We start from the raw sequence: 21,024 nt of genomic DNA, 5'->3' as shown, positions 1-21,024 counted from the left end.
ATTGAGACGCGCGTATTATAGGGATCTGGCTCACAGCGGACAAACGTTTTTCTCACTTCGAGCAGTGTGACTCTGCGCACACTCTCTGGTATAAAGGTGCCTCTTTTTTGACAAATGCCGATTTTTTCAACAAAGGTACTCACCTACTTGCGCTGCATTTTTCGACTGTTTATCGGGCTGTTGTTGACGCTGACGCTGGTTGGCTGCGACTTCTATAGCCCCTCCAGCCAGCTGGAGCAGATCCGCCAGCGAGGCGAGATCCGGGTTGGCACCATCTATGGTCCCACCTCCTATTACCAGCGTGACGACCTCGCCCAGGGGTTCGATTACGAGCTGGCGCAAAATTATGCCGACTGGTTGGGGGTGAAACTCACCATCATCCCGGTCGACACCACTGACCAACTGGTCACCCTGCTGAAAAAGGGCAAACTCGATCTGGCGGCTGCAGCCATCATGGTCACCCCAGAGCGACGCGAGCTGTTTCGCTTCGGCCCGGGCTTCTATCAGGTCTCTCCCAAACTGGTCTACCGCAACGGCAAACCCAAGCCTGCCTCATTGAACGATATCAAGGGCAAGCTGGTGGTGGCCGCCGGCTCCACCGGTGAAGATCTGCTCAAAGAGATGAGCAAAGAAAATCCGAAACTAGCCTGGAGCACCAGCGACAACGCCGATGTGGAGGAGCTGCTCAAGCAGGTGGTGGATGGCAAGATTGACTACACGGTGGTGCAGGATACCGTGCTGGCCCGTACCCAGCGCTACTACCCGGAGCTCACCGAGGGGCTGACCCTGGCCCAGAAGCAGACCGTTGCCTGGGCCATGAGCAAGCTGCCCGATGACAGCCTCTATGCCAGCGTGATCGACTTCTTCGGTCAGCGCTTTATGGATGGTGCCATCGCCAAGCTGGACGAGAAGTACTTCGGCCACGTGCAGAACTTCGACTTTGTCGATACCCGCACCTTCCTCAAGCGCGCCAAGAGCCTGCTGCCCAAGTACCAGCCGCTGTTCCAGACTCACGCCAAGAATATCGACTGGCGTCTGCTCGCCGCCATCAGCTATCAGGAGTCTCACTGGGACCCGCAGGCCCGCTCCTACACCGGCGTGCGCGGCATGATGATGCTGACCGAGCCCACTGCCAAGGCAATGGGAGTCAACGACCGGCTTCATCCGGAAGAGAGCATCAAGGGTGGCTCCCTCTATCTGCAACAGATGATGGAGAAGGTGCCGGATTCGGTGCCCGATGACGAGAAGGTGTGGTTTGCCCTCACCGCCTACAACATAGGTTACGGCCACATGATGGATGCCCGCCGCCTGACCAAAGAGCTCGGCAAGAATCCCGACGCCTGGAGCGACGTGAAAGAGGTGCTGCCGCTGCTGCAACAGGCGCGCTGGCACCGCAAGGTACGTTACGGCTATGCCCGTGGCAGCGAGGCGCGCAACTATGTCAACAACGTGCGCCAGTATTACCAGAGTCTGCTCTGGCTCGACAACGAGCAACAGAAGGCACATCAGCGGGAGAGTCTCGACAACGACAGCGAGCCCGAGCTGGCCGAGCGCCCCACCGCCATCGCCGAAGTGGTCAATCAGATCACCATGCGCTAACCAGCCATTATTCGGCTGTTTTCACGCAAACTTCTCTGTTACCATCGATTCACATCGGAGCCTATCCGAAATCGCATTGTTTTCATTATGTTGAGAGATTAAATAACAGCAATTTCGGATGGGCTCCATCAATGACCCAAGGCCGGGATGGCCACCTGAGTTGGGAGGAGACCAAGATGCAAAAACGTAGAAAAATCAGTCTGGTCAGAAAAGCGAAGTGCAGCTGGAGCCCCAGACGCAAACTCAAGCTTAATGACATCAAGCGCAACCTGTGGCGCAGAAATCGATCCTATACCCTGCTTATTGCAGAGCACACAGCATAAACCCGGCATTAGCCGGGTTTTTTTATCTTCTTTCTCACCTGAATATCGTCTTACACCAGCGCCGCCTTGAACTGTACCGTCCGCTTGGAGATCAGCGAGTTGCAGTGGTTGCAGAAGTAATCCACTGCGCCGCACGCCTTGAGACGCTCCAGCTCCTGCTGGCAGGTGGGGCAGATGGCCGTAACCCGAACAGGGGCCTGGCACTGACCACAGGTTTGCTCCTTGCTGCGGGTATCCAGTTCAGCCTGGCATGATGGACAAAGCAGGGCTTCCATAATCAACTCCTCGAAAAGTGGATCTGCCATGGTCTTGTTCCATGGCAGATCCCCCTCCCCTTATTCCTCACCTTAACATGGCGAGGATAACAAAGCGGCTGCCGGTGAGGGCAGCCGCAAGGACTTATTTCTTCTTCATCTTCAGCAGGCGTTTGCGCTGACGTTCCTGACTCAGGGTCATGGTGTTCTTCTTGCCTTCAAACGGGTTGACCGACTCCTGGAACTCGACCCGGATCGGCGAGCCCATGATCTTGAGGGACTTGCGGAAGTAGTTGATCAGATACCGCTTGTAGGAGTCCGGCAAGTCGTTCAGCTGGTTGCCGTGGATCACGATGCGCGGCGGGTTGTAGCCACCGGCGTGGGCATACTTGAGCTTGACGCGGCGACCATTGACCATCGGCGGCTGGTGATCTTCCTGCGCCATCTGCATGATGCGGGTCAGCATGGCCGTGCTGGTACGACGGGTGGCGGACTGGTAAGCCTCCTGAATGGATTCAAACAGATGGCCGACACCGCTGCCGTGCAGGGCGGAGATGAAGTGAACGCGAGCGAAGTCGATGAAGCCCAAGCGACGATCCAGCTCGTTCTTCACATCCTCTTTCACCTTCTGATCCAGACCATCCCACTTGTTGACCACCAGCACCACGGAGCGGCCGGCGTGGAGCACATAACCAAGGATGCTCAAGTCCTGATCGGTGATGGTCTCCTGGGCGTCGATCACCAGCAGGCAAACGTTGGCATCTTCGATGGCTTTCAGGGTCTTGATAACGGAGAACTTCTCCACCGTCTCGTGCACCTTGCCACGACGACGCACACCGGCGGTGTCGATGACCACATACTTCTGCTCGTCACGCTCCATCGGAATGTAAACGGAGTCACGGGTGGTGCCGGGCATGTCATAGACAATGACCCGATCTTCACCCAGCATGCGGTTGGTCAGGGTAGATTTACCGACGTTGGGACGACCAACGATGGCGAACTTGATGGGCAGGTCGGCGAACGGGGTCTCCTTGGTGTCCTCTTTGGTATCGAGTTCACCGGCAGCCACCATGCGCAGCAGGGCTTCTTCGTCGAAGTCCTCCTCTTCCTCATCCTGCGCATCTTCATCGGTAGCGGAATCGACCAGGGTCTCCAGATGGGGAGCCAGGGCCAGTTCCAGCAGGCTCAGCACGCCACGACCGTGGGCGGCCGCGATCTGGTAGACCTCACCCAGCGCCAGACCATAGAACTCGGAGACCGCGGAATCACCATCGATACCGTCGGTCTTGTTGGCCACCAGAAATACCTTCTTGTGGGCCTTGCGCAGGTGCTCGGCAATGGCTTGATCCGCCGCGGTCAGACCGGCACGGGCATCCACCATGAACAGCACGACGTCCGCTTCTTCGATGGCCAGCAGGGATTGCTCGGCCATCTTCAGCTCGATCCCCTCTTCAGTGCCATCGATACCGCCGGTATCGACCACGATAAATTCCAGCTCGCCCAACTTCGCCTGACCGTATTTACGGTCCCGGGTCAGACCGGGAAAATCGGCAACCAGGGCATCCCGAGTACGGGTCAAGCGGTTAAACAGGGTGGATTTCCCCACGTTGGGGCGGCCCACCAGGGCTACTACAGGAGTCATAAAAGCCTCATTCTCAAGACGACAAAGGCTCCGGGTCCGAAGACCAGGAGCCGGATATTCACATTATCGGACGATCAAGGACGCTTGAGGGCGTACAACTTGCCGTCACGGCTCTGCACATACAGGGTCTCGCCATCCACCAGCGGGGCGGCATAGAGACCACTGCTATCGAGCTGCTGCATCGCCTTGATGGTACCGTCGGTACGATCAAGCCAATACAGGTATCCTTCCACATCACCCACCACCACATAGTCACCGAAGATGACAGGTGCAGTGACGGTACGATTTTCCAGCTGGGTGTTGGACCACAGCTCCAGACCGTTGCGACGGTCGATGGCAAACAGGTGGCTGCGACTGTCGGTCAGCACGATGGCATTGCCGGTCATCGCCAGATCGCGATAGCCGGAATACTTGCGCTTCCACACTTCATCGCCGGTCATCAGCTTGCGCGCCATCAGCTGACCGTTGTAGGCGATGGCGTAGAGCTCATCACCGGCAATCAGCGGGCTGGCATCGACGTCAACCATGCGGTCCAGCTCGGTGGCACCGCGCGGATCAGCCACCTTGGACTGGCGCACCGGCTGGCCGTTGCTCAGCAGGGCGATGCCCACCTTGCCATCGGCACGACCGTAAATCACGGCGCCGTTGGTGATCACCGGTGCACCGGCACTGCGCAGGGTCAGCGGCGGCTGCTCTTCGGAGAGCGACCACTGCATCTTGCCTTCATCAGTGTCGAGGGCGATCAGGCGACCGGAGGTGGTCAACACCACCACGCGGCCATCTTCCACCGCGGGGCTCGCCACCACTTCGCCGGGCACATTGGTCTGCCACAGCACTTCGCCATTCTCTTCGTTCAGGGCGTAGACCACCCCGTTCTCGGAGCCGAGGAACAGCTTGCCGTAACGGGAGACCAGACCACCAGAAAGGCGGGCACTGCGCTTGTCGGCGTTGACCGGCAGGTCGGCCAGATCGACAGTCCAGAGGCGATCGCCACTGGCACGGTCAAAAGCGCTGACATCGCCGTCGCGGGCCGCCGCGTAGATGCGATCCTCTTCCACCACCGGCTTGAGCTGGGAGTAGAAGTCACCGATGCCATCACCCACAGTAGATGACCATGCGGTGTCGGCAGTGAAGGCAGATTCAACCTTGGGCAACGGCGCCATCGGGTTGAGATCCTCTTCGGAACTGAACAGGGAGCACCCCTGCAGAGCGAAGGAGACCGCAGCCCCCAGCGCCACCATCTTGAATAGATTACGCATCCGGTGCCTCACCAGTCGCAACGGCCGGCAGGGCCAGATCGTCCATTTTCAGCTTGAGCTCGGCGCTACCCTGCAGGCCGCCGGCATCCGCCGCCGCCTGATAGGCATCACGAGCCTCTTCGGTCTTGCCCTGCTTTTGCAGCACATCACCACGGGCTTCGGCTACCTGCGCCTTGAAGGCCTCATTCTGGATGGTTGCCAGCTTGGCCAGCGCTTCATCTGCCTTGCCCTGATCATTCAGCACACGGGCCAGACGCAGCGCCGCGATGGGACGAATGCTCTCGTCACCCGTGGTCGCCACCAGCTCCAGCTGCTCGGCAGCCAGATCCAGCTTGCCCGCCTTGACGGCAGCGGCAGCCAGTTGCAACGCGGCCAGTTCACCGTAGGAGTCACCCTTGTTGGCGGTGACAAACTGCTGTGCCTGCTCGAAACCGGCGGCATCGCCCTTGGCCAGCTGCTCAATCACCTGGTTGTAAGAGTGGGAGGAGGCCTCCATGGTCTCTTGCTGGTGCTGGTTGTAATAGCGCCAACCGAACAGACCGACCAGACCGATCACGGTCCCGGCAATCACCGAGGTTCCGTTCTCTTTCCACCACTCCTTGATAACCTCAACCTGTTGTTCTTCGGTGGTATAGACTTCCACAGCTTACTCTCCTTTGGCTGCCAGCAGGGCAATGGCGGCGTCAACCTTGACGGTCTGTTGCTCGGCCTGACCACGCAGATATTTGATAGTGATCTCCCCGTTTTGCACCTCGGTCTCACCAAGGATCAGGGCGATTGCCGCGCCGCTCTTGTCGGCACGTTTGAGTTGTTTCTTGAAGTTGCCACCACCGCAGTGGCTCATCAGGCGCAGGTCCGGCAGGGCATCGCGCAGACGCTCGGCCAGCTGGAAGCCAGCCTGTTCGGTCCCCTCGCCCACCATCGCCAGATAGACATCCACCGCCGGGCGGATATCGGCGTTGAGCTCGAGAGTTTCCAGCATCAGCACCAGACGCTCCATACCCATGGCAAAGCCCACGGCCGGGGTCGGTTGACCGCCCAGCTGCTCTACCAGACCATCGTAGCGGCCACCGGCACAGACGGTGCCCTGGGCACCCAGACTGCTGGTGACCCACTCGAACACGGTCAGGTTGTAGTAGTCAAGACCACGCACCAGACGCTCGTTCACTTCGTATTTGATACCGGCAGACTCGAGCAGGCGCTTGAGCCCCTCGAAGTGGGCCAGGCTCTCTTCGCCCAGATGGTCGAACAGACGCGGGGCACCCGCCAAAATGGCCTGCACCTTTTCATCCTTGGAGTCGAGCACCCGCAGCGGGTTACTGTACATGCGGCGCTGGCTCTCTTCGTCCAGCTGCTCCTTGTACTGCTCCAGATAGGCCACCAGCGCATCGCGGTAAGCGGCACGCTCGGCGCTCTGACCCAAGGTGTTGAGCTGCAGAGTGACATGCTCGCTGATGCCAAACAGACGCCACAGACGGTGGGTCAGCATGATCAGCTCAGCGTCGATGTCCGGCCCGTTGATGCCAAACAGCTCGACACCGAACTGGTGGAACTGGCGATAACGGCCCTTCTGGGGACGCTCGTGACGGAACATGGGGCCCATGTACCACATCCGGCGTTCCTGGTTGTAGAGCAGACCGTGTTCAATACCGGCACGGACGCAGCTGGCGGTCCCTTCCGGACGCAGGCTCAGGCTGTCGCCGTTGCGATCTTCAAAGGTGTACATCTCTTTTTCGACCACGTCGGTCACTTCACCGATGGCGCGCTTGAACAGATGAGTCTGCTCGACAATCGGCATGCGCACTTCGCTGTAGCCATAGCTGGCAACGACCTGGCGCAGGATCTGTTCAACCTTCTGCCATACCGGGCTCTGCTCCGGCAGGCAATCATTCATACCGCGAATAGCTTGGATCTGTTTTGCCACGTTGATACTCGAGAAAAAGAGGTAAAATTTGGCCGCATTATAGGGATTTTCCCCCCCAAGGTAAAATCAGGGAATCCGGATGCGGGATTTAAAATCAGTCACCTGGAAAAAGGGCCACCCAATGTGGCCCTGTTTCGCTCACTCCTTGTCCATCGGGATCCGGTTGGCGGGATCCAGCATGGCGGCGCGGGCGCGAATGCGGCGCTCCAGAGTTGGAATGAGATCCTTGTTGTCGAGCCGATCGACCCGCTGGCCCCCTTCATAGAAGGCACTCTTGTTGGCGGCACCCGCCAGACCAAGGTCGGAGACCAGCGCTTCACCCGGCCCATTCACCACACAGCCGATGATGGAAACATCCATCGGGGTGATGATGTCTTCGAGCCGCTCTTCCAGCGCATTGACGGTGGCGATCACATCGAACTCCTGCCGTGAGCAGGATGGGCAAGCGATAAAGTTGATGCCACGGGAGCGAATACGCAGGGATTTGAGGATATCGAAACCGACCTTCACCTCCTCCACCGGATCCGCCGCCAGCGAGATCCGCAGGGTATCGCCGATGCCGTCGGTAAGCAGCATGCCCAGACCGATGGCAGACTTCACCGCGCCGGCACGGAAACCGCCCGCTTCGGTGATGCCAAGGTGCAGCGGCTGTTCAATCTGCTTGGCCAGCAGGCGATAGGCACCGACTGCCAGGAACACATCGGAGGCCTTGACGCTCACCTTGAAGTCCTGGAAATCGAGACGATCGAGATAGTCCACGTGACGCATGGCGGACTCCACCAGCGCCTCTGGGGTCGGCTCGCCGTACTTCTCCTGGATATCTTTCTCCAGCGACCCGCCATTGACCCCGATACGGATCGGGATATTGAGGTCGCGCGCGCAATCGACCACCGAGCGCACCCGCTGCTCATTGCCGATGTTGCCCGGGTTGATACGCAGGCAGTCGGCACCGTACTCGGCCACTTTCAGGGCGATGCGATAGTCGAAGTGGATATCGGCAACGATGGGGATGCGGGTTTGCTGTTTGATGAGCCGGAAGGCTTCCGCCGCTTCCATGGTGGGCACGGAGACACGGACGATATCGGCACCGACCCGCTCGATCCGCTGGATCTGCTCGATGGTGGCGGCGACATCTGTGGTCTTGGTATTGGTCATGGTCTGCACGGTAATGGGGGCATCGCCCCCAACCGGTACATTACCAACCATGATCTGTCTGGATTTACGACGAATGATGGGTGATTCGTGAGAAGACATGGGAAACAGATTACTCCTGCGGCAGTGAGAAGCGGGCTGTACGACCGTTGTTGTAACGGCTCATATCAAACGACTGACCCTTGTAGTCAAGCTTGACGGCCATGGGCGCGCCAATGATGAACTTCAGGGGCTCGGCGCCTTCCAGCACCAGCTCGTCGTTGGCCTTCTTCAGACCACTGAACAGGGTCTTGCCGTTGGCATCCTTCACATCCAGCCAGCAATCGGCGGTGAAGCTCATCTTCAGTTGCGGCGCAGTCGCCGGATCAACGACAGCCTCTTCAGATTCAGTGCCATTGGCACCGGATACTGCAGCATCGGTCGCAGTGCCAACAGCCGCACTGACATCGGTCGGGGCAACAGCCGCAGAAGCAGGCGCCAGGGTAGCCGTCGCATCGGAGACCACCGCAGGGGCAATCACGTCCGTGGCTGCCGGTGCGTTGGCTGCGCCTTCCACCGGAGCGGTGTTAATTGCATCGGGCGGCGTGATAGCCGGTTCAGCCGGAGTCGAACCGGTTGCACTCATCTCGGTGGCTGCCAGCGCTTCATCACCGGCGGAGCGGCGTGAAGTACTCTGCCACCACCAGGCGACCGAGAGCGCAATCAACACCAGGATCACCAGCCAGGTCACCACCTTGAGCCGACTGTCGTTGGCTTGCTGGCGGGAGCGACGGGAGAAGCTCTGCATGTCGATATTGTCGGGAGGAGTCAGACCCAGCTTGTCGTAAGCAGCCAGAATGGTCTCGTCGGGGATCCCGACCAGCTTGGCATAGGTACGCAGATAGCCCCGAATAAAGGTATGGGAGGTGTGCTTGTCGTAGGTATCCGATTCGATAGCGGCGATCAGGGTCAGACGAAGGTGAATGCGGGACGCAACCTGTTCTCGTGTCCAGCCAAGCTGTTCACGGGCGTTGCGCAGCAATTGGCCTGGGCCTACTGCCTGGGAGTCGTCTTGGAAATCGTGTTGCTGTTCAATAGTCATTGGCTAAATAACGCTTGGCTTGTTGCGAAGTGGGATATTGCCTTACCAGCTCAGTCCCGAATTGGTGAAGTAATGCCGGCTTGTCCATCGCCTGTGCCAGCCGAAGTCTCAACCAGAGACTCTCCTCGTTCTCGTCTGACACATCGGCAAAACGGGCGAGGTAGGACTGCACATCAGGCAGCTTGCCATCTTTCATGGAAAGCTCGGCCAAGTCCAGCAATAACCCTGGATTGCGGGGATTATACCCCAAGGCCAGGCGATAGTACTCGCCTGCTTTATCATTTCTGCGATTTTGCAGCGCACAAAGTGCCGCATTTTCATAGGTATCGGCAATTTTTACGTAGCCTGGCTGAATTACAGCCTGGTTGAACGCCTGATCTGCCTCGACATACCTGCCGCGATCACAGAGAAAGGCACCATAGTTGTTCATTGCGTCAGCATTGGACGGCTCCATGGCAAGGGCGTTCTTGTAATGGGTCTCGGCTGCCTTGAAATCTCCTACCTTCTGGTAAAAGTAGGCAAAACCGATCTGGATCTGGGGGTTGGAGGGGTCATACTGGAGGGCGCGGTCAAGATTGAACTTGGCCTGCTCGGCATTGCCCTGACGCAGGTACTGTATACCCAGGTCGAGGCGGGTTTGGGCAGCCGCCTTGAGGTCAGGACCCACTTCACGCTGGGTCGAGTTCTGGCCAGCGTAAGTGGTCTCGGTCACACAGCCTGGCAGCGCGCAGAGCGCTGCCACTACGATCAATGTACGTGTATCCATTCCCTGTCTATACAATGGCTTAGCATTTAAACCATTTTGACGGAAATCCCATCCTGTTGCATCCGATTTTTGATAGTTCGCTTGGTACGGTCAATCACGTCACCCACCAGCTGACCACAGGCAGCATCGATGTCATCACCACGGGTCTTGCGGACAATCACGGTGAAACCGTACTCCATCAACACCTTGGAGAAGCGATCGATACGGCTGTTGCTCGGCTTGCCATAAGGGTTGCCCGGGAAGGGGTTGAACGGGATCAGGTTGATCTTGCTCGGAGTGTCCTTGAGCACCTTGGCCAGCTCGTGAGCATGCTGCATATCGTCATTGATATGATCGAGCAGCACATACTCGACGGTCACCCGACCACCGTTGGCATTGGATTTGGCCAGGTAACGACGGACACCGGCGAGGAACTCCTCGATGTTGTACTTGTCGTTGATCGGCATGATCTCTGAACGCAGCTTGTCGTTCGGGGCGTGCAGGGAAATAGCCAGCGCCACGTCGATCTGGTCACCCAGCTTGTCCAGCGCAGGTACCACGCCAGAGGTGGAGATGGTCACCCGGCGCTTGGAGATGCCAAAGCCGTAGTCATCCATCATCAGACGCATGGCGGGCACCACGTTGGCGAGGTTGAGCAGCGGCTCGCCCATCCCCATCATCACCACGTTGGTGATGGGACGCTTGCCACCGACCACGCGGGCCGCACGCCACACCTGACCGATGATCTCGGAGACTTTCAGGTTGCGGTTGAAGCCTTGTTGGGCGGTAGAGCAGAACTTGCACTCCAGCGCACAGCCAACTTGAGAGGAGACGCAGAGGGTCGCGCGGTCATCTTCCGGGATGTAAACGGTCTCGACCTCCTGATCGCCCACCTGCAGAGCCCACTTGATGGTGCCATCGGCAGAGCGCTGCTCGCGGCTGATCTCGGGCGCCTTGATCTCGGCGATCGCCTTGAGGCGCTCTTTGAGCACCTTGTTGACGTTGGTCATCTGATCGAAATCATCACACCCAAAGTGATAGATCCACTTCATGACCTGATCTGCCCGGAATGGCTTCTCGCCCAGTTCGACGAAAAAGGCACGCATGGCATCCCGATCAAGATCCAGCAGGTTGATTTTTGTTTCGCTCATCAATGGCCTCAGTTCAAACACTTCATCAATTATTGGCTGACGACGTCAGGGGGCGGCATTGTACAAATAATGGGTCTGGCTTTCCACCTGGAGAATAGAGGGATATTGCGTAAACGGCGAAAACAACAAAGGGAGCCGAGGCTCCCTTGGGTCATCATCCACAAAAATCAGCCGCGCGGGCAAATCTCGTTATCAGAGAAGAAGTAGGCAATTTCGCGGGCAGCGGATGCCGGTGCATCGGAGCCATGTACTGCGTTGCGATCGATGCTCTCGGCATAACAGGCACGCAAGGTACCAGCCAGCGCCTCTTTCGGGTTGGTAGCACCCATGATCTCGCGATTGCGACGGATGGCGTCTTCCCCTTCCAGCACCTGCACCATGACAGGGCCAGAGGTCATGAAGCTGACCAGATTGTCATAAAAAGGCTTGCCCTGATGCTCGGCATAGAAACCGGCAGCCTGTTCACTGCTCATGTGCAGCATTTTGGATGCCACCACTTTCAAGCCTGCGCTTTCGAAACGGCTATAGATGGCACCGATCAGGTTCTTGCTGACAGCATCCGGTTTAACGATAGAGAAGGTACGTTCGATGGCCATTGATATCTTTCCTTAACTACAGAGTTTTATTGTTAGAATCCATGTTCGCTGGCGATTATACGTAAACAAAAACCGGAAAAACACACAAAAAAGCAACTTTTTATTAAACATCACTCCCTTGCAATCAACATCCACACTCATCTTGACCGAGCAGAGCCGGAAAATATGTGCGCTTGCGCACGATAGTTACCTTAAGCCGCCAAAACCCCATCTTTTGTTCACAATTCGAACAGCATGAAAAAGGCACCCGAAGGTGCCTTGTCTCGCCTATTTGGCTTCCGCCAGCAGGGCCCGCGCTATGGTGCGCATCCCCAGGGTATTGGCCCCCGGCGCCCAGAGGGCATCGCCGTTGTCACTGAAGCAGGCTGCCAGATCGATATGCAACCAGCCCATCCCTTCATTGGCAACGAAACGGGAGAGGAAACCCGCCGCGTTGGAGGCGCCACCCGGCCCGCCCCCCTTCACCGGACGGCTGTTGGCAGTGTCGGCGTAATGGGAGGGGCACTGCTGGCGGTGCCAGGGCTCCAGCGGCAGCGGCCAGGCAGGCTCATGCTCGGCATCGGCATAGGTCATGGCCCGGCTTACCAGCCCTTTATCGAGGCCAAACAGGGCATTGTAGCGCCCACCCAGCGCCATCACGGCTGCGCCAGTCAGGGTTGCGGCATCGATGATCAGCGGTGCGCCGGACTCGCTCGCCAGTTGCAAGCCATCGGCCAGCACCAGCCGCCCTTCGGCATCGGTATTCACAATCTCGACAGTAGTGCCGTTCTTGTAGGTGAGGATGTCGCCCAGCTTGTAGGCGTGGCCGGAGACCAGGTTCTCGGCGCAACAGAGGATCAGCTTCACCCGCTTGTCGAGCCCGCGCAGCATAGCCAGCGCCAGCGCACCGGTGACAATCGCCGCACCACCCATGTCGCACTTCATGGTGAGCATCCCCTCGGAGCTCTTCATGGAGTAGCCGCCGGAGTCAAAGGTGATCCCCTTGCCCACCAGCGCTGCCGCTACCGACGCCTTGGGGTCACGCCCCGGGTTGAAGTCGAGCTCCAGCAATACCGGTTCGCGCGCACTGCCGCGGCCCACCTGATAGAGGCCGACCCAGCCCGCCTGTTGCAGCGCTTCGCCTTTCAAAATGCGATGACTCACCTTGTCCGGCGCCAGCTCGGTAATAAAGGAGGCCGCTTCCACCGCCAGCTCCAGCGGGCCCAACTGCTCCGGGGTGGCATTGGTCATCTCGCGCACCCAGCGGCCGCAGAGCCAACGCGCTTCCAGCTCCTCTCTGTCCTCTTCCGAGGACATGGCCCACTGCAGTTGCACCTCCGCCTTGGGGGTTTGCAGCCCTTGGGCAAAAGCCCACTGCTGTTCACGCTCCCAGTGACCAGCCAGGGTCACTTTCTGGATCCCCTGCTGGCAGAGGCGACGGGCCGCCTGCTGGATATCGAGCAGCGGATTGGCCGTTACCAGATGGATCACCATGCCGTCGGCGCGGTGAGAGAGCAGCGCACCCTCCCCCCACTCGGCCGGTGCAAATTCACGACTTAACCAGACATTCATGCGGTCACCTCCTGCAGCCAGCGGGCGATGGTACGCAGACCGTGCCCCTTGGCGCCGGTCGCCCAGAGATCGTTGCCCGATTTCTGATAAGAGGCTGCCAGATCCAGGTGCACCCAACCCTTGCCCTCATCACGCACGAAGCGGGAAAGGAACGCAGCAGCCGTGGTGGCACCGGCCGTGCCTTCTGCCGAGGCGACGTTGCCCAGATCGGCAAAGGCCGAGGTGAGCTGGCTGGCATGCCAGGGTTCCAGCGGAAGCGCCCACGCCTGTTCGTTTTCCACCTTGGCAGCGGCCAGCGCACGCAGCTGTTCGGTCTCATCGAGGGCAAACACCGCATTGTAGTCGCGCCCCAGCGCCATCTTGGCGGCGCCGGTCAGGGTGGCTGCGTCAAGGATATAAGCTGCACCGCTGTCGGAGGCCGCCATCAGGCCATCGGCCAGCACCAGACGCCCTTCCGCATCGGTGTTCTGGATCTCGACCGAAACCGCGTTCTTGTAGGTAAGGATGTCGCCCAGCTTGAAGGCGTGGCCGGAGACCAGGTTCTCGGCGCAGCAGAGAATGAGCTTCACCCGCTGGTTCAGACCGCGGCTGATAGCCAGCGCCAGCGCGCCGGTCACCATGGCCGCACCGCCCATATCGGACTTCATCGGCAGCATGTTGTCAGAGGACTTCATGGAGTAGCCACCGGAATCAAAAGTGATCCCCTTGCCCACCAGCGCCGCCACCACGGGCGCATTGCGATCACCGGTCGGGTTGTAGTCGAGCTCCAGCAGCACAGGCTCGCGCTCGCTGCCACGGCCAACCGACCAGATCCCGATATGGCCGGACTCGCGCAGCGCTTCACCGGCGGTGATGCGAGCTGTAACCTGATCCCCGGCCAGACCACGAATGAGCAACAGGGCCGATTCCGCCAGACTCATGGGGTAGATCTCTTCCGGACAGCCATTGGTGATGTCACGTACCCAGCGAGCCGCCTTGAGCAGCGCATCCAGTTCACGGGCTTCCGCGTCGCTCTGCTGGCCGAAATCCAGTTCACGCGCACCCTTGGCGGCGTAGAACCCCTGGGCGAACGCGTAGCGACGCTCCAGATCCCACCCCTCACCAGCCAGCGTCACCCGCTTGATCCCGCTCGATTCGAGGCGACGGGCGGCGCGCTGAACGGTACGCAGAACATCCTTCTCCTGACCGGCGGCACCAAGATGGATCAGTGCCTCGTCGCCATTGAAACTGAGCTGGGCGCCCTCGCCCCAATAAGCGGCCGCAGCCTGGGTGGATAACGCTACCTTCATCATGTCAGCCATCGTGTTTGCTTCCTTTTTACTGGCACTATGTATAAGCACTCTTTATGGGAAAGAGCTTATTGGCAAAGAGAGAATAACGAATACAAAAAAGGCCGTGCCCCCGAGGGTCACGGCCTTCCACCATATCACTGAAGCACCACAGGATGCTGCACGTGCAATTCACTCATGTGTAATTAATGGCGTTCAGAGGCAAGGTTCAGGGTGTACTTGGGCAATTCCACCACCAGATCCTCGTCCGCCAGTTTTGCCTGGCAGCTGAGGCGCGATTCCGGCTCCAACCCCCACGCCTTGTCCAGCATGTCGTCTTCCAGCTCGTCACTTGGCTCGAGCGAGTCAAAGCCCTCGCGCACCACGCAGTGGCAGGTGGTGCAGGCACAGGATTTCTCGCAGGCGTGCTCGATTTCGATGCCGTTGCGCAGCGCCACATCCAGAATGGTCTCGCCGCTTTGCCCCTCGAGGGCGGCGCCATCCGGACAGAGTACGGGATGAGGAAGAATGATCAGTTTTGGCATATTACACCTTGTTGACGTTTTGTCCGGTCAGCACCTTGCGGATGGAGGCGTCCATCCGGCGGGCTGCAAACTCGCCACTGACAGCATCGGCTGCCTCAATGGCTTCTTTGATTTGATGGGTTGCGCCGCTGTTGCGCATGGTCAGCAGATGGGCGATGGCGGCATCAATCTCGGCACGCTCGGCAGCATTGAGCAGGGCATCGCCATCGGCGGCCAGCGCCGCATTGAGACTCTCGACCACCCGGTCGGCTTCAACCTGCTGCTCGGCCAGCATGCGGGCATCCATATCCTGCTGGGCATTCTCGATGGAGGCACTCAGCATGTTGAGGATATCCTGCTCCGCCAGCCCGTAAGAGGGCTTGACCTGGATCTCGGCCTGCACGCCGGAGGATTTCTCCATGGCGCTGACCGAGAGCAGACCATCCGCATCCACCTGGAAGGTGACGCGAATATGGGCGGCGCCGGCTGCCATCGGCGGAATGCCGGTCAGGGTAAAGCGGGCCAGGGAGCGGCAATCGGCTACCAGCTCCCGCTCGCCCTGCACCACGTGAATGGCCATGGCGGTCTGACCATCCTTGAAGGTGGTGAACTCCTGGGCGCGGGCAACCGGAATGGTAGTGTTGCGCGGGATCACTTTCTCGGCGAGGCCACCCATGGTCTCCAGACCCAGCGACAAGGGGATAACGTCCAGCAGCAGCATCTCGGCATCGGGCTTGTTGCCCACCAGAATATCGGCCTGGATGGCGGCGCCAATGGCGACCACCTTGTCCGGATCGATGCTGGTCAGCGGCGTACGCTGGAAGAACTCACCCACCAGTTCACGCACCAGCGGCACCCGGGTGGAGCCACCGACCATCACCACTTCCAGCACTTCCACCTGCTCGAGACCGGCATCGCGCAGGGCGCGGCGACAAGCCAGCAAGGTCCGTTTCACCAGCGGGGTGATGAGTTCATCAAACTGGCTACGGCTCACTGAACCCTGCCAGCCAGCAAAGGTGCACGCCACCTGCTCGGCATCGGTCAGGCCGTGTTTGACGACAGCGGCCACATCCAGCAGCTCGCGCTGCAGATGGGCATCCAGCTCGCCGGAGAGGCCCGCTTGCTCCTTGATCCAGTCCGCCAGCAGGTGATCAAAATCATCACCGCCGAGGGCCGAATCGCCGCCGGTCGCCATCACTTCAAACACACCGCGGTGCAGACGCAGGATGGAGATATCGAAGGTGCCGCCCCCCAGATCGTAAACCGCGATCACCCCTTCCTGACCGGAGTCAAGGCCATAGGCAATCGCAGCCGCGGTCGGCTCGTTGAGCAGACGCAGCACGTGCAGACCGGCCAGACGGGCCGCATCCTTGGTACCCTGACGCTGGGCATCATCGAAATAGGCGGGCACAGTAATGACCACGCCGTCGAGATCGCCCCCGAGAGTCTGGGCGCCACGCTCGGCCAGCTTTTTGAGAATTTCGGCCGAGACCTGTACCGGATTGACCAGCCCCTGACGGGTTTGCAGTTGCGGCATGCCATTGTCGGCGGCAACAAACTGGTAGGGCTGCTGGCGGGTATCGATATCGGCCAGTGCCTTGCCCATCATCCGTTTGACCGAGACGATGGTGTTGTGAGGATCGAGCGCCGCTTCGCGCTTGGCATCTATTCCGACTCGAATGGCGTCGCTTTGATAGTGCACCACTGACGGGAGCAGGTCGCGCCCTTGCTCATCGCAAAGGGTATCGGCGTGACCGCTGCGAACCGCAGCGACGAGAGAGTTGGTGGTGCCGAGATCGATGCCGACGGCACGTTTGTGCTGATGAGGAACAGCGCTCTGGCCGGGTTCGGCGATTTGCAGTAATGCCATGGGTAATGAAACTTCCAGCGTTAAAGGATCAAGACTCGAGAAGCGAGTCTTCGAATCGTTCCAGCTCTTCGAGGAGCTTGTCGACAAACTTGAGTTTGCGAACGCAATCAGCGGCAACGAGATCTTTACCGGCGGCAAGAGACTCGGTCAGCTGCTGCATCAACATCTGGTGATCATGCCTGATCTCGCTGCGAAAATCCTTGATGGCGCGCTCAGGGTCGGCGTCATCTTTCAGATCGGCCAGACGCTCGCGCCACTCCAGCTGCTGCATCAGAAACGCGCTATCTTGCAGGGTCTGCTGTTCACCACGGATATCAGTGCCACGCAGGGAGAGCAGATATTCTGCACGGCGCAGCGGCGCCTTGAGGGTGGTGAATGCTTCGTTGATCTGGGCGGCACGTTGCACCGCAGCCAGCTGCTCCCGTTCGGGGGCGGTGGCAAAACGATCAGGATGGAATTGGGTTTGCAGCTGGCGGTAGGTATCAGCCAACTGACGGGTATCGAGCTCGAAGCCTTCAACCAGCCCAAACAGCTCGAAATGATTCATGCAAACCTCTTGGAAACGTTCGCCACAACCTCACTCGCCCCTGGCAAATGAGATATGGTTGAACGGGTCATGGGCGACCCGCTCAACCACAGACGAAGGATCATTGACGTCAAACATCTCAGACACTGAAGCTTTCGCCGCAACCACACTCGCCTTTGGCGTTGGGATTATTGAACTGGAAGCCCTCGTTGAGGCCCTCCTTGACGAAATCCAGCTCGGTGCCATCCAGATGGATCAGACTCTTGGCATCGACAATGATCTTGACGCCCTGCTGCTCGAACACCTGATCCTCATCGGTCAGTTCATCAACGAACTCAAGCACGTAGGCAAGACCGGAGCAGCCGGTGGTTTTGACGCCGAGGCGCAGGCCAATGCCCTTGCCCCGGTTAGCCAGAAAAGAGGAAACCCGTGCCGCGGCGGCATCTGTCATGGTAATAGCCATACTGCTCTCCGGCGCTTAGAGACCTTTCTTCTGCTTGTAATCGGCGATGGCGGCCTTGATGGCGTCCTCAGCCAGAATGGAGCAGTGGATCTTCACCGGTGGCAGGGCCAACTCTTCAGCGATATCGGTGTTCTTGATGCCAGCCGCTTCGTCCAGGGTCTTGCCCTTGACCCATTCGGTCACCAGGGAGCTGGAGGCGATGGCGGAACCGCAGCCGTAGGTCTTGAACTTGGCATCTTCGATGATGCCTTCATCGCTGATCTTCAATTGCAGCTTCATCACGTCGCCACAGGCGGGCGCACCGACCATGCCGGTTGCAACGCTGGGATCATTCTTGTCGAAACCACCGACGTTGCGAGGATTCTCGTAGTGGTCGATTACTTTTTCACTGTAAGCCATATCTCACTCCTGCTAATTCTGTTGCTCACTGACCAGATAGATCAGTGATGAGCCCATTCGACCGTGTTCAGATCGACGCCGTCTTTGTACATCTCCCACAGAGGGGACATCTCGCGCAGACGACCGATGGAGTCACGAATAAGCTTGACCGCGTAGTCAATCTCTTCCTCGGTGGTGAAGCGACCCATGCTGAAACGGATGGAGCTGTGTGCCAGCTCGTCGTTCAGACCCAGTGCGCGCAGCACATAGGAAGGTTCCAGGCTGGCGGAGGTACAGGCCGAACCGGAAGAGACCGCCAAATCTTTCAGCGCCATGATGAGGGATTCCCCTTCCACATAGGCAAAGCTGACGTTGAGGTTGCCCGGAACACGCTGATCCAGGTCGCCATTGATGTAGACGGCTTCAATATCCTTGATGCCATTCCACAGACGCTGGCGCAGAGCCAAGATACGCTCGCCTTCACTCACCATCTCTTCTTTGGCGATGCGGAAAGCTTCGCCCATCCCGACGATCTGGTGGGTCGGCAGAGTACCGGAACGCATGCCGCGCTCGTGGCCGCCACCGTGCATCTGGGCTTCCAGACGAACGCGGGGTTTGCGGCGAACAAACAGTGCACCGATCCCTTTCGGACCATACACCTTGTGCGCAGAGACCGAGAGTAGATCCACTTTCAGTGCTTCCACATCTACCGGGATCTTGCCCACGCTCTGAACGGCATCCACGTGCAGCAGGATCTTGCGGGAACGGCACAACTCGCCGATGGCGGCAATGTTCTGAACCACGCCGATTTCGTTGTTCACATGCATGATGCTGACCAAGATGGTGTCATCACGCATGGCATTCTCGATCATCTCGATAGTGAACAGGCCGTTTGGCATCGGCTCAAGATAGGTCACCTCGAACCCTTCACGCTCCAGCTGGCGACAGGTATCGAGCACCGCCTTGTGTTCGGTCTTGGAGGTGATGATGTGCTTGCCCTTGCTGGCATAGAAGTGGGCAACACCCTTGATGGCCAGGTTATTGGATTCGGTCGCACCGGAAGTGAAGACGATCTCGCGGGGATCTGCACCGATCAGATCTGCCACTTGATTACGGGCCAGATCCACCGCCTCTTCGGCTTGCCAGCCAAAACGGTGAGAACGGGAAGCCGGATTGCCGAACAGGCCATCCATGGTGAGACACTGCATCATTTTTTCTGCGACACGCGGGTCCACCGGACAGGTTGCCGAATAATCAAGGTAAATAGGCAGTTTCATGTTTTTCTCCGTCACAGTCCGGGTCATACAGAGTCCCGCTGTGGAAAGCACGTTTATAGTTGGACTTTCAAGCTCACATCGCCGTGTTCTGCCCGATCGACCAGGGACAACACGGTCTTCATTTGTTCATCTTGCTTGCCGGCAATCCGGCGTACATCGGCCTGGCGTACCAGCTCGGCCAGGGTGATATCCCCGAGGAAGCTGGAGATCCGCTCACTCAGATCACGCCACAGGGAGTGAGTCAGGCACTGGGTACCGCCGTGGCAGCCGCCCTTGCCGAGGCACTTGGTAGCATCGACCGACTCATCGACCGCGGTGATCACCTGACCAACCGAAATCTCGCCTGGGGCCAAACCGAGGCGATAACCACCGCCCGGGCCACGCACACTGCTCACCAGACCATGTTTGCGCAGGCGGGCAAAGAGCTGCTCGAGATAGGACAACGAGATGCCCTGGCGCTCGGAAATATCGGCAAGGGGGACGGGCCCCTGCTCTGCATGCAGCGCCACGTCGAGCATGGCGGTTACAGCGTAACGTCCTTTTGAAGTCAGTCTCATGTGCCTTACCGTCTTGCGAAGCAATTTAATGGGGCACATGGTCACATACCTGACCAAATCAGTCAAGTATATGGTTGAGTAAATCAGTCGGATTAATCCGGTACGCGCGCTTTCTGCACCGAGGTCAGAATACCGCGCAGAATGTTGAGCTCCGCCGCTTCCGGCCGAGCTCGATTGAACAGGCGACGCAGCTTGCTCATCACATGACCCGGATGATCATCAGCAATAAAACCGGTCTTCATCAGGGTTTGTTCCAGGTGCTGATAAAACCCTTCCAGCTGGGCGGCACTCGGATAGGCCATCTCATCTTCAGGCTCGGCGGCCTGCCCCTGCAGCCAGCGCATCCGCACTTCGTAACAGAGGGTCTGCACCGCCATGGCCAGATTGAGAGAGCTGTAATCAGGATTGGCCGGAATGGCCACGTGGTAGTGGCACTTTTGCAATTCGTCGTTGGTGAGACCGGTGCGTTCACGGCCAAACACCAGCGCGACCGGGTGCTGCATCCCCTCAACCACCGACTTTTCGCCGGCTTCACGGGGATCGAGCATGGGCCAGCTCAGGGTTCGAGAGCGGGCGCTGGTGCCAATCACCAAACCACAATCGGCGATCGCGTCATCCAGAGTCGGGACGATACGGGCATTGGCAAGCACATCGCTGGCACCAGCCGCCAGGGCGAAGGCATTGTCATCCGGCAAGGCTTGCGGATCAACCAATACCAGCTGGGTCAACCCCATGGTCTTCATGGCGCGTGCCGCAGACCCCATGTTGCCGGTATGAGAGGTGTTTACCAAAACGATACGAATCTGATCCAACATGCCCAGTCAATCTTCAGTCAAAAATGGCGCGCAATTGTAACATAAGAGAACACGATGTTGGCACCGTAA

General features: G+C 58.8%; 21 protein-coding genes. 1 reads left to right on the top strand and 20 read right to left on the bottom strand.

All coding sequences use genetic code 11. The annotated features are described in order from the left end of the window. Positions 1-114: 114 nt before the first annotated feature. Positions 115-1,599: a membrane-bound lytic murein transglycosylase MltF gene (mltF, locus tag AB5Y71_RS09325; protein ID WP_005344877.1), complete on the top strand. Its 1,485-nt coding sequence runs from the start codon at positions 115-117 to the stop codon at positions 1,597-1,599. 373 nt (positions 1,600-1,972) lie between these two features. Here the strand turns inward: mltF and AB5Y71_RS09320 are convergent, their stop codons facing one another. The 20 genes from AB5Y71_RS09320 to trmJ form a co-directional block, all read right to left on the bottom strand. After that, a complete protein-coding gene (locus AB5Y71_RS09320) occupies positions 1,973-2,197 on the bottom strand; it encodes a zinc ribbon domain-containing protein (protein ID WP_005344872.1) in 225 nt (74 codons plus the stop codon). Between the two features lie 124 nt (positions 2,198-2,321). Beyond that, on the bottom strand, positions 2,322-3,818 hold the full coding sequence (gene der / locus AB5Y71_RS09315; RefSeq protein ID WP_005333794.1) for a ribosome biogenesis GTPase Der: 1,497 nt from the start codon (positions 3,816-3,818) through the stop codon (positions 2,322-2,324). Positions 3,819-3,892: 74 nt separating this feature from the next. Beyond that, complete coding sequence (gene bamB, locus AB5Y71_RS09310) at positions 3,893-5,077, bottom strand: outer membrane protein assembly factor BamB (RefSeq protein ID WP_005333796.1); 1,185 nt, start codon at positions 5,075-5,077, stop codon at positions 3,893-3,895. Next, positions 5,070-5,720 (bottom strand): tetratricopeptide repeat protein, encoded by a 651-nt coding sequence (locus AB5Y71_RS09305; RefSeq protein WP_021229680.1) that lies wholly within the window; start codon positions 5,718-5,720, stop codon positions 5,070-5,072. The genes bamB and AB5Y71_RS09305 overlap by 8 nt, the downstream gene beginning before the upstream one ends. Positions 5,721-5,723: 3 nt before the next feature. Continuing rightward, positions 5,724-7,001 carry a histidine--tRNA ligase gene (gene hisS / locus AB5Y71_RS09300; RefSeq protein WP_005351051.1) on the bottom strand — a complete coding sequence of 426 codons (1,278 nt, stop codon included), beginning with the start codon at positions 6,999-7,001 and terminating at the stop codon, positions 5,724-5,726. 138 nt (positions 7,002-7,139) lie between these two features. Beyond that, the gene (gene ispG / locus AB5Y71_RS09295) at positions 7,140-8,255 is read right to left on the bottom strand and encodes a flavodoxin-dependent (E)-4-hydroxy-3-methylbut-2-enyl-diphosphate synthase (RefSeq protein WP_005333801.1); all 1,116 of its coding nucleotides are present in this window, start codon (positions 8,253-8,255) and stop codon (positions 7,140-7,142) included. Positions 8,256-8,265: 10 nt separating this feature from the next. Then, positions 8,266-9,234: a cytoskeleton protein RodZ gene (gene rodZ / locus AB5Y71_RS09290; RefSeq protein ID WP_368171446.1), complete on the bottom strand. Its 969-nt coding sequence runs from the start codon at positions 9,232-9,234 to the stop codon at positions 8,266-8,268. Next, positions 9,224-10,015, bottom strand: coding sequence for a PilW family type IVa pilus biogenesis/stability lipoprotein TapF (gene tapF, locus AB5Y71_RS09285; protein ID WP_368171445.1), 792 nt, complete (start codon positions 10,013-10,015; stop codon positions 9,224-9,226). Before tapF ends, rodZ begins: the two co-directional genes overlap by 11 nt. Before the next feature lie 11 nt (positions 10,016-10,026). Continuing rightward, complete coding sequence (locus tag AB5Y71_RS09280; RefSeq protein ID WP_005344856.1) at positions 10,027-11,130, bottom strand: bifunctional tRNA (adenosine(37)-C2)-methyltransferase TrmG/ribosomal RNA large subunit methyltransferase RlmN; 1,104 nt, start codon at positions 11,128-11,130, stop codon at positions 10,027-10,029. Positions 11,131-11,297: 167 nt separating this feature from the next. Beyond that, positions 11,298-11,726 (bottom strand): nucleoside-diphosphate kinase, encoded by a 429-nt coding sequence (gene ndk / locus AB5Y71_RS09275; protein WP_005333805.1) that lies wholly within the window; start codon positions 11,724-11,726, stop codon positions 11,298-11,300. Positions 11,727-11,993: 267 nt separating this feature from the next. After that, positions 11,994-13,277, bottom strand: coding sequence for an aminopeptidase PepB (gene pepB, locus AB5Y71_RS09270; protein WP_368171444.1), 1,284 nt, complete (start codon positions 13,275-13,277; stop codon positions 11,994-11,996). After that, positions 13,274-14,578, bottom strand: a complete 1,305-nt coding sequence (gene pepB, locus AB5Y71_RS09265; protein ID WP_368171443.1) for an aminopeptidase PepB — start codon at positions 14,576-14,578, stop codon at positions 13,274-13,276. Before pepB (AB5Y71_RS09265) ends, pepB (AB5Y71_RS09270) begins: the two co-directional genes overlap by 4 nt. Before the next feature lie 173 nt (positions 14,579-14,751). Continuing rightward, entirely contained in the window at positions 14,752-15,090 is a 339-nt protein-coding gene (gene fdx / locus AB5Y71_RS09260; RefSeq protein WP_005333808.1) for an ISC system 2Fe-2S type ferredoxin, read from the bottom strand. A 1-nt stretch (position 15,091) separates the two neighbouring features. Beyond that, a complete protein-coding gene (hscA, locus tag AB5Y71_RS09255; protein ID WP_307896628.1) occupies positions 15,092-16,939 on the bottom strand; it encodes a Fe-S protein assembly chaperone HscA in 1,848 nt (615 codons plus the stop codon). A gap of 28 nt (positions 16,940-16,967) precedes the next feature. Then, positions 16,968-17,486, bottom strand: coding sequence for a co-chaperone HscB (gene hscB / locus AB5Y71_RS09250; RefSeq protein WP_167569478.1), 519 nt, complete (start codon positions 17,484-17,486; stop codon positions 16,968-16,970). 118 nt (positions 17,487-17,604) lie between these two features. Continuing rightward, a complete protein-coding gene (iscA, locus tag AB5Y71_RS09245; protein WP_005333812.1) occupies positions 17,605-17,928 on the bottom strand; it encodes an iron-sulfur cluster assembly protein IscA in 324 nt (107 codons plus the stop codon). Positions 17,929-17,943: 15 nt separating this feature from the next. Then, positions 17,944-18,327: a Fe-S cluster assembly scaffold IscU gene (gene iscU, locus AB5Y71_RS09240; protein WP_005333813.1), complete on the bottom strand. Its 384-nt coding sequence runs from the start codon at positions 18,325-18,327 to the stop codon at positions 17,944-17,946. 41 nt (positions 18,328-18,368) lie between these two features. Next, on the bottom strand, positions 18,369-19,583 hold the full coding sequence (locus AB5Y71_RS09235) for an IscS subfamily cysteine desulfurase (protein ID WP_021229687.1): 1,215 nt from the start codon (positions 19,581-19,583) through the stop codon (positions 18,369-18,371). A gap of 53 nt (positions 19,584-19,636) precedes the next feature. After that, positions 19,637-20,140, bottom strand: a complete 504-nt coding sequence (iscR, locus tag AB5Y71_RS09230; RefSeq protein ID WP_026035025.1) for a Fe-S cluster assembly transcriptional regulator IscR — start codon at positions 20,138-20,140, stop codon at positions 19,637-19,639. Between the two features lie 92 nt (positions 20,141-20,232). Continuing rightward, on the bottom strand, positions 20,233-20,955 hold the full coding sequence (gene trmJ, locus AB5Y71_RS09225) for a tRNA (cytosine(32)/uridine(32)-2'-O)-methyltransferase TrmJ (protein ID WP_005359790.1): 723 nt from the start codon (positions 20,953-20,955) through the stop codon (positions 20,233-20,235). Positions 20,956-21,024 lie beyond the last annotated feature (69 nt).

It is taken from the genome of Aeromonas sp. R9-2, from assembly GCF_040908025.1.
Taxonomy (GTDB): Bacteria; Pseudomonadota; Gammaproteobacteria; order Enterobacterales; family Aeromonadaceae; genus Aeromonas; species Aeromonas veronii.
This window is presented reverse-complemented; position numbering and strand designations above follow the sequence as displayed.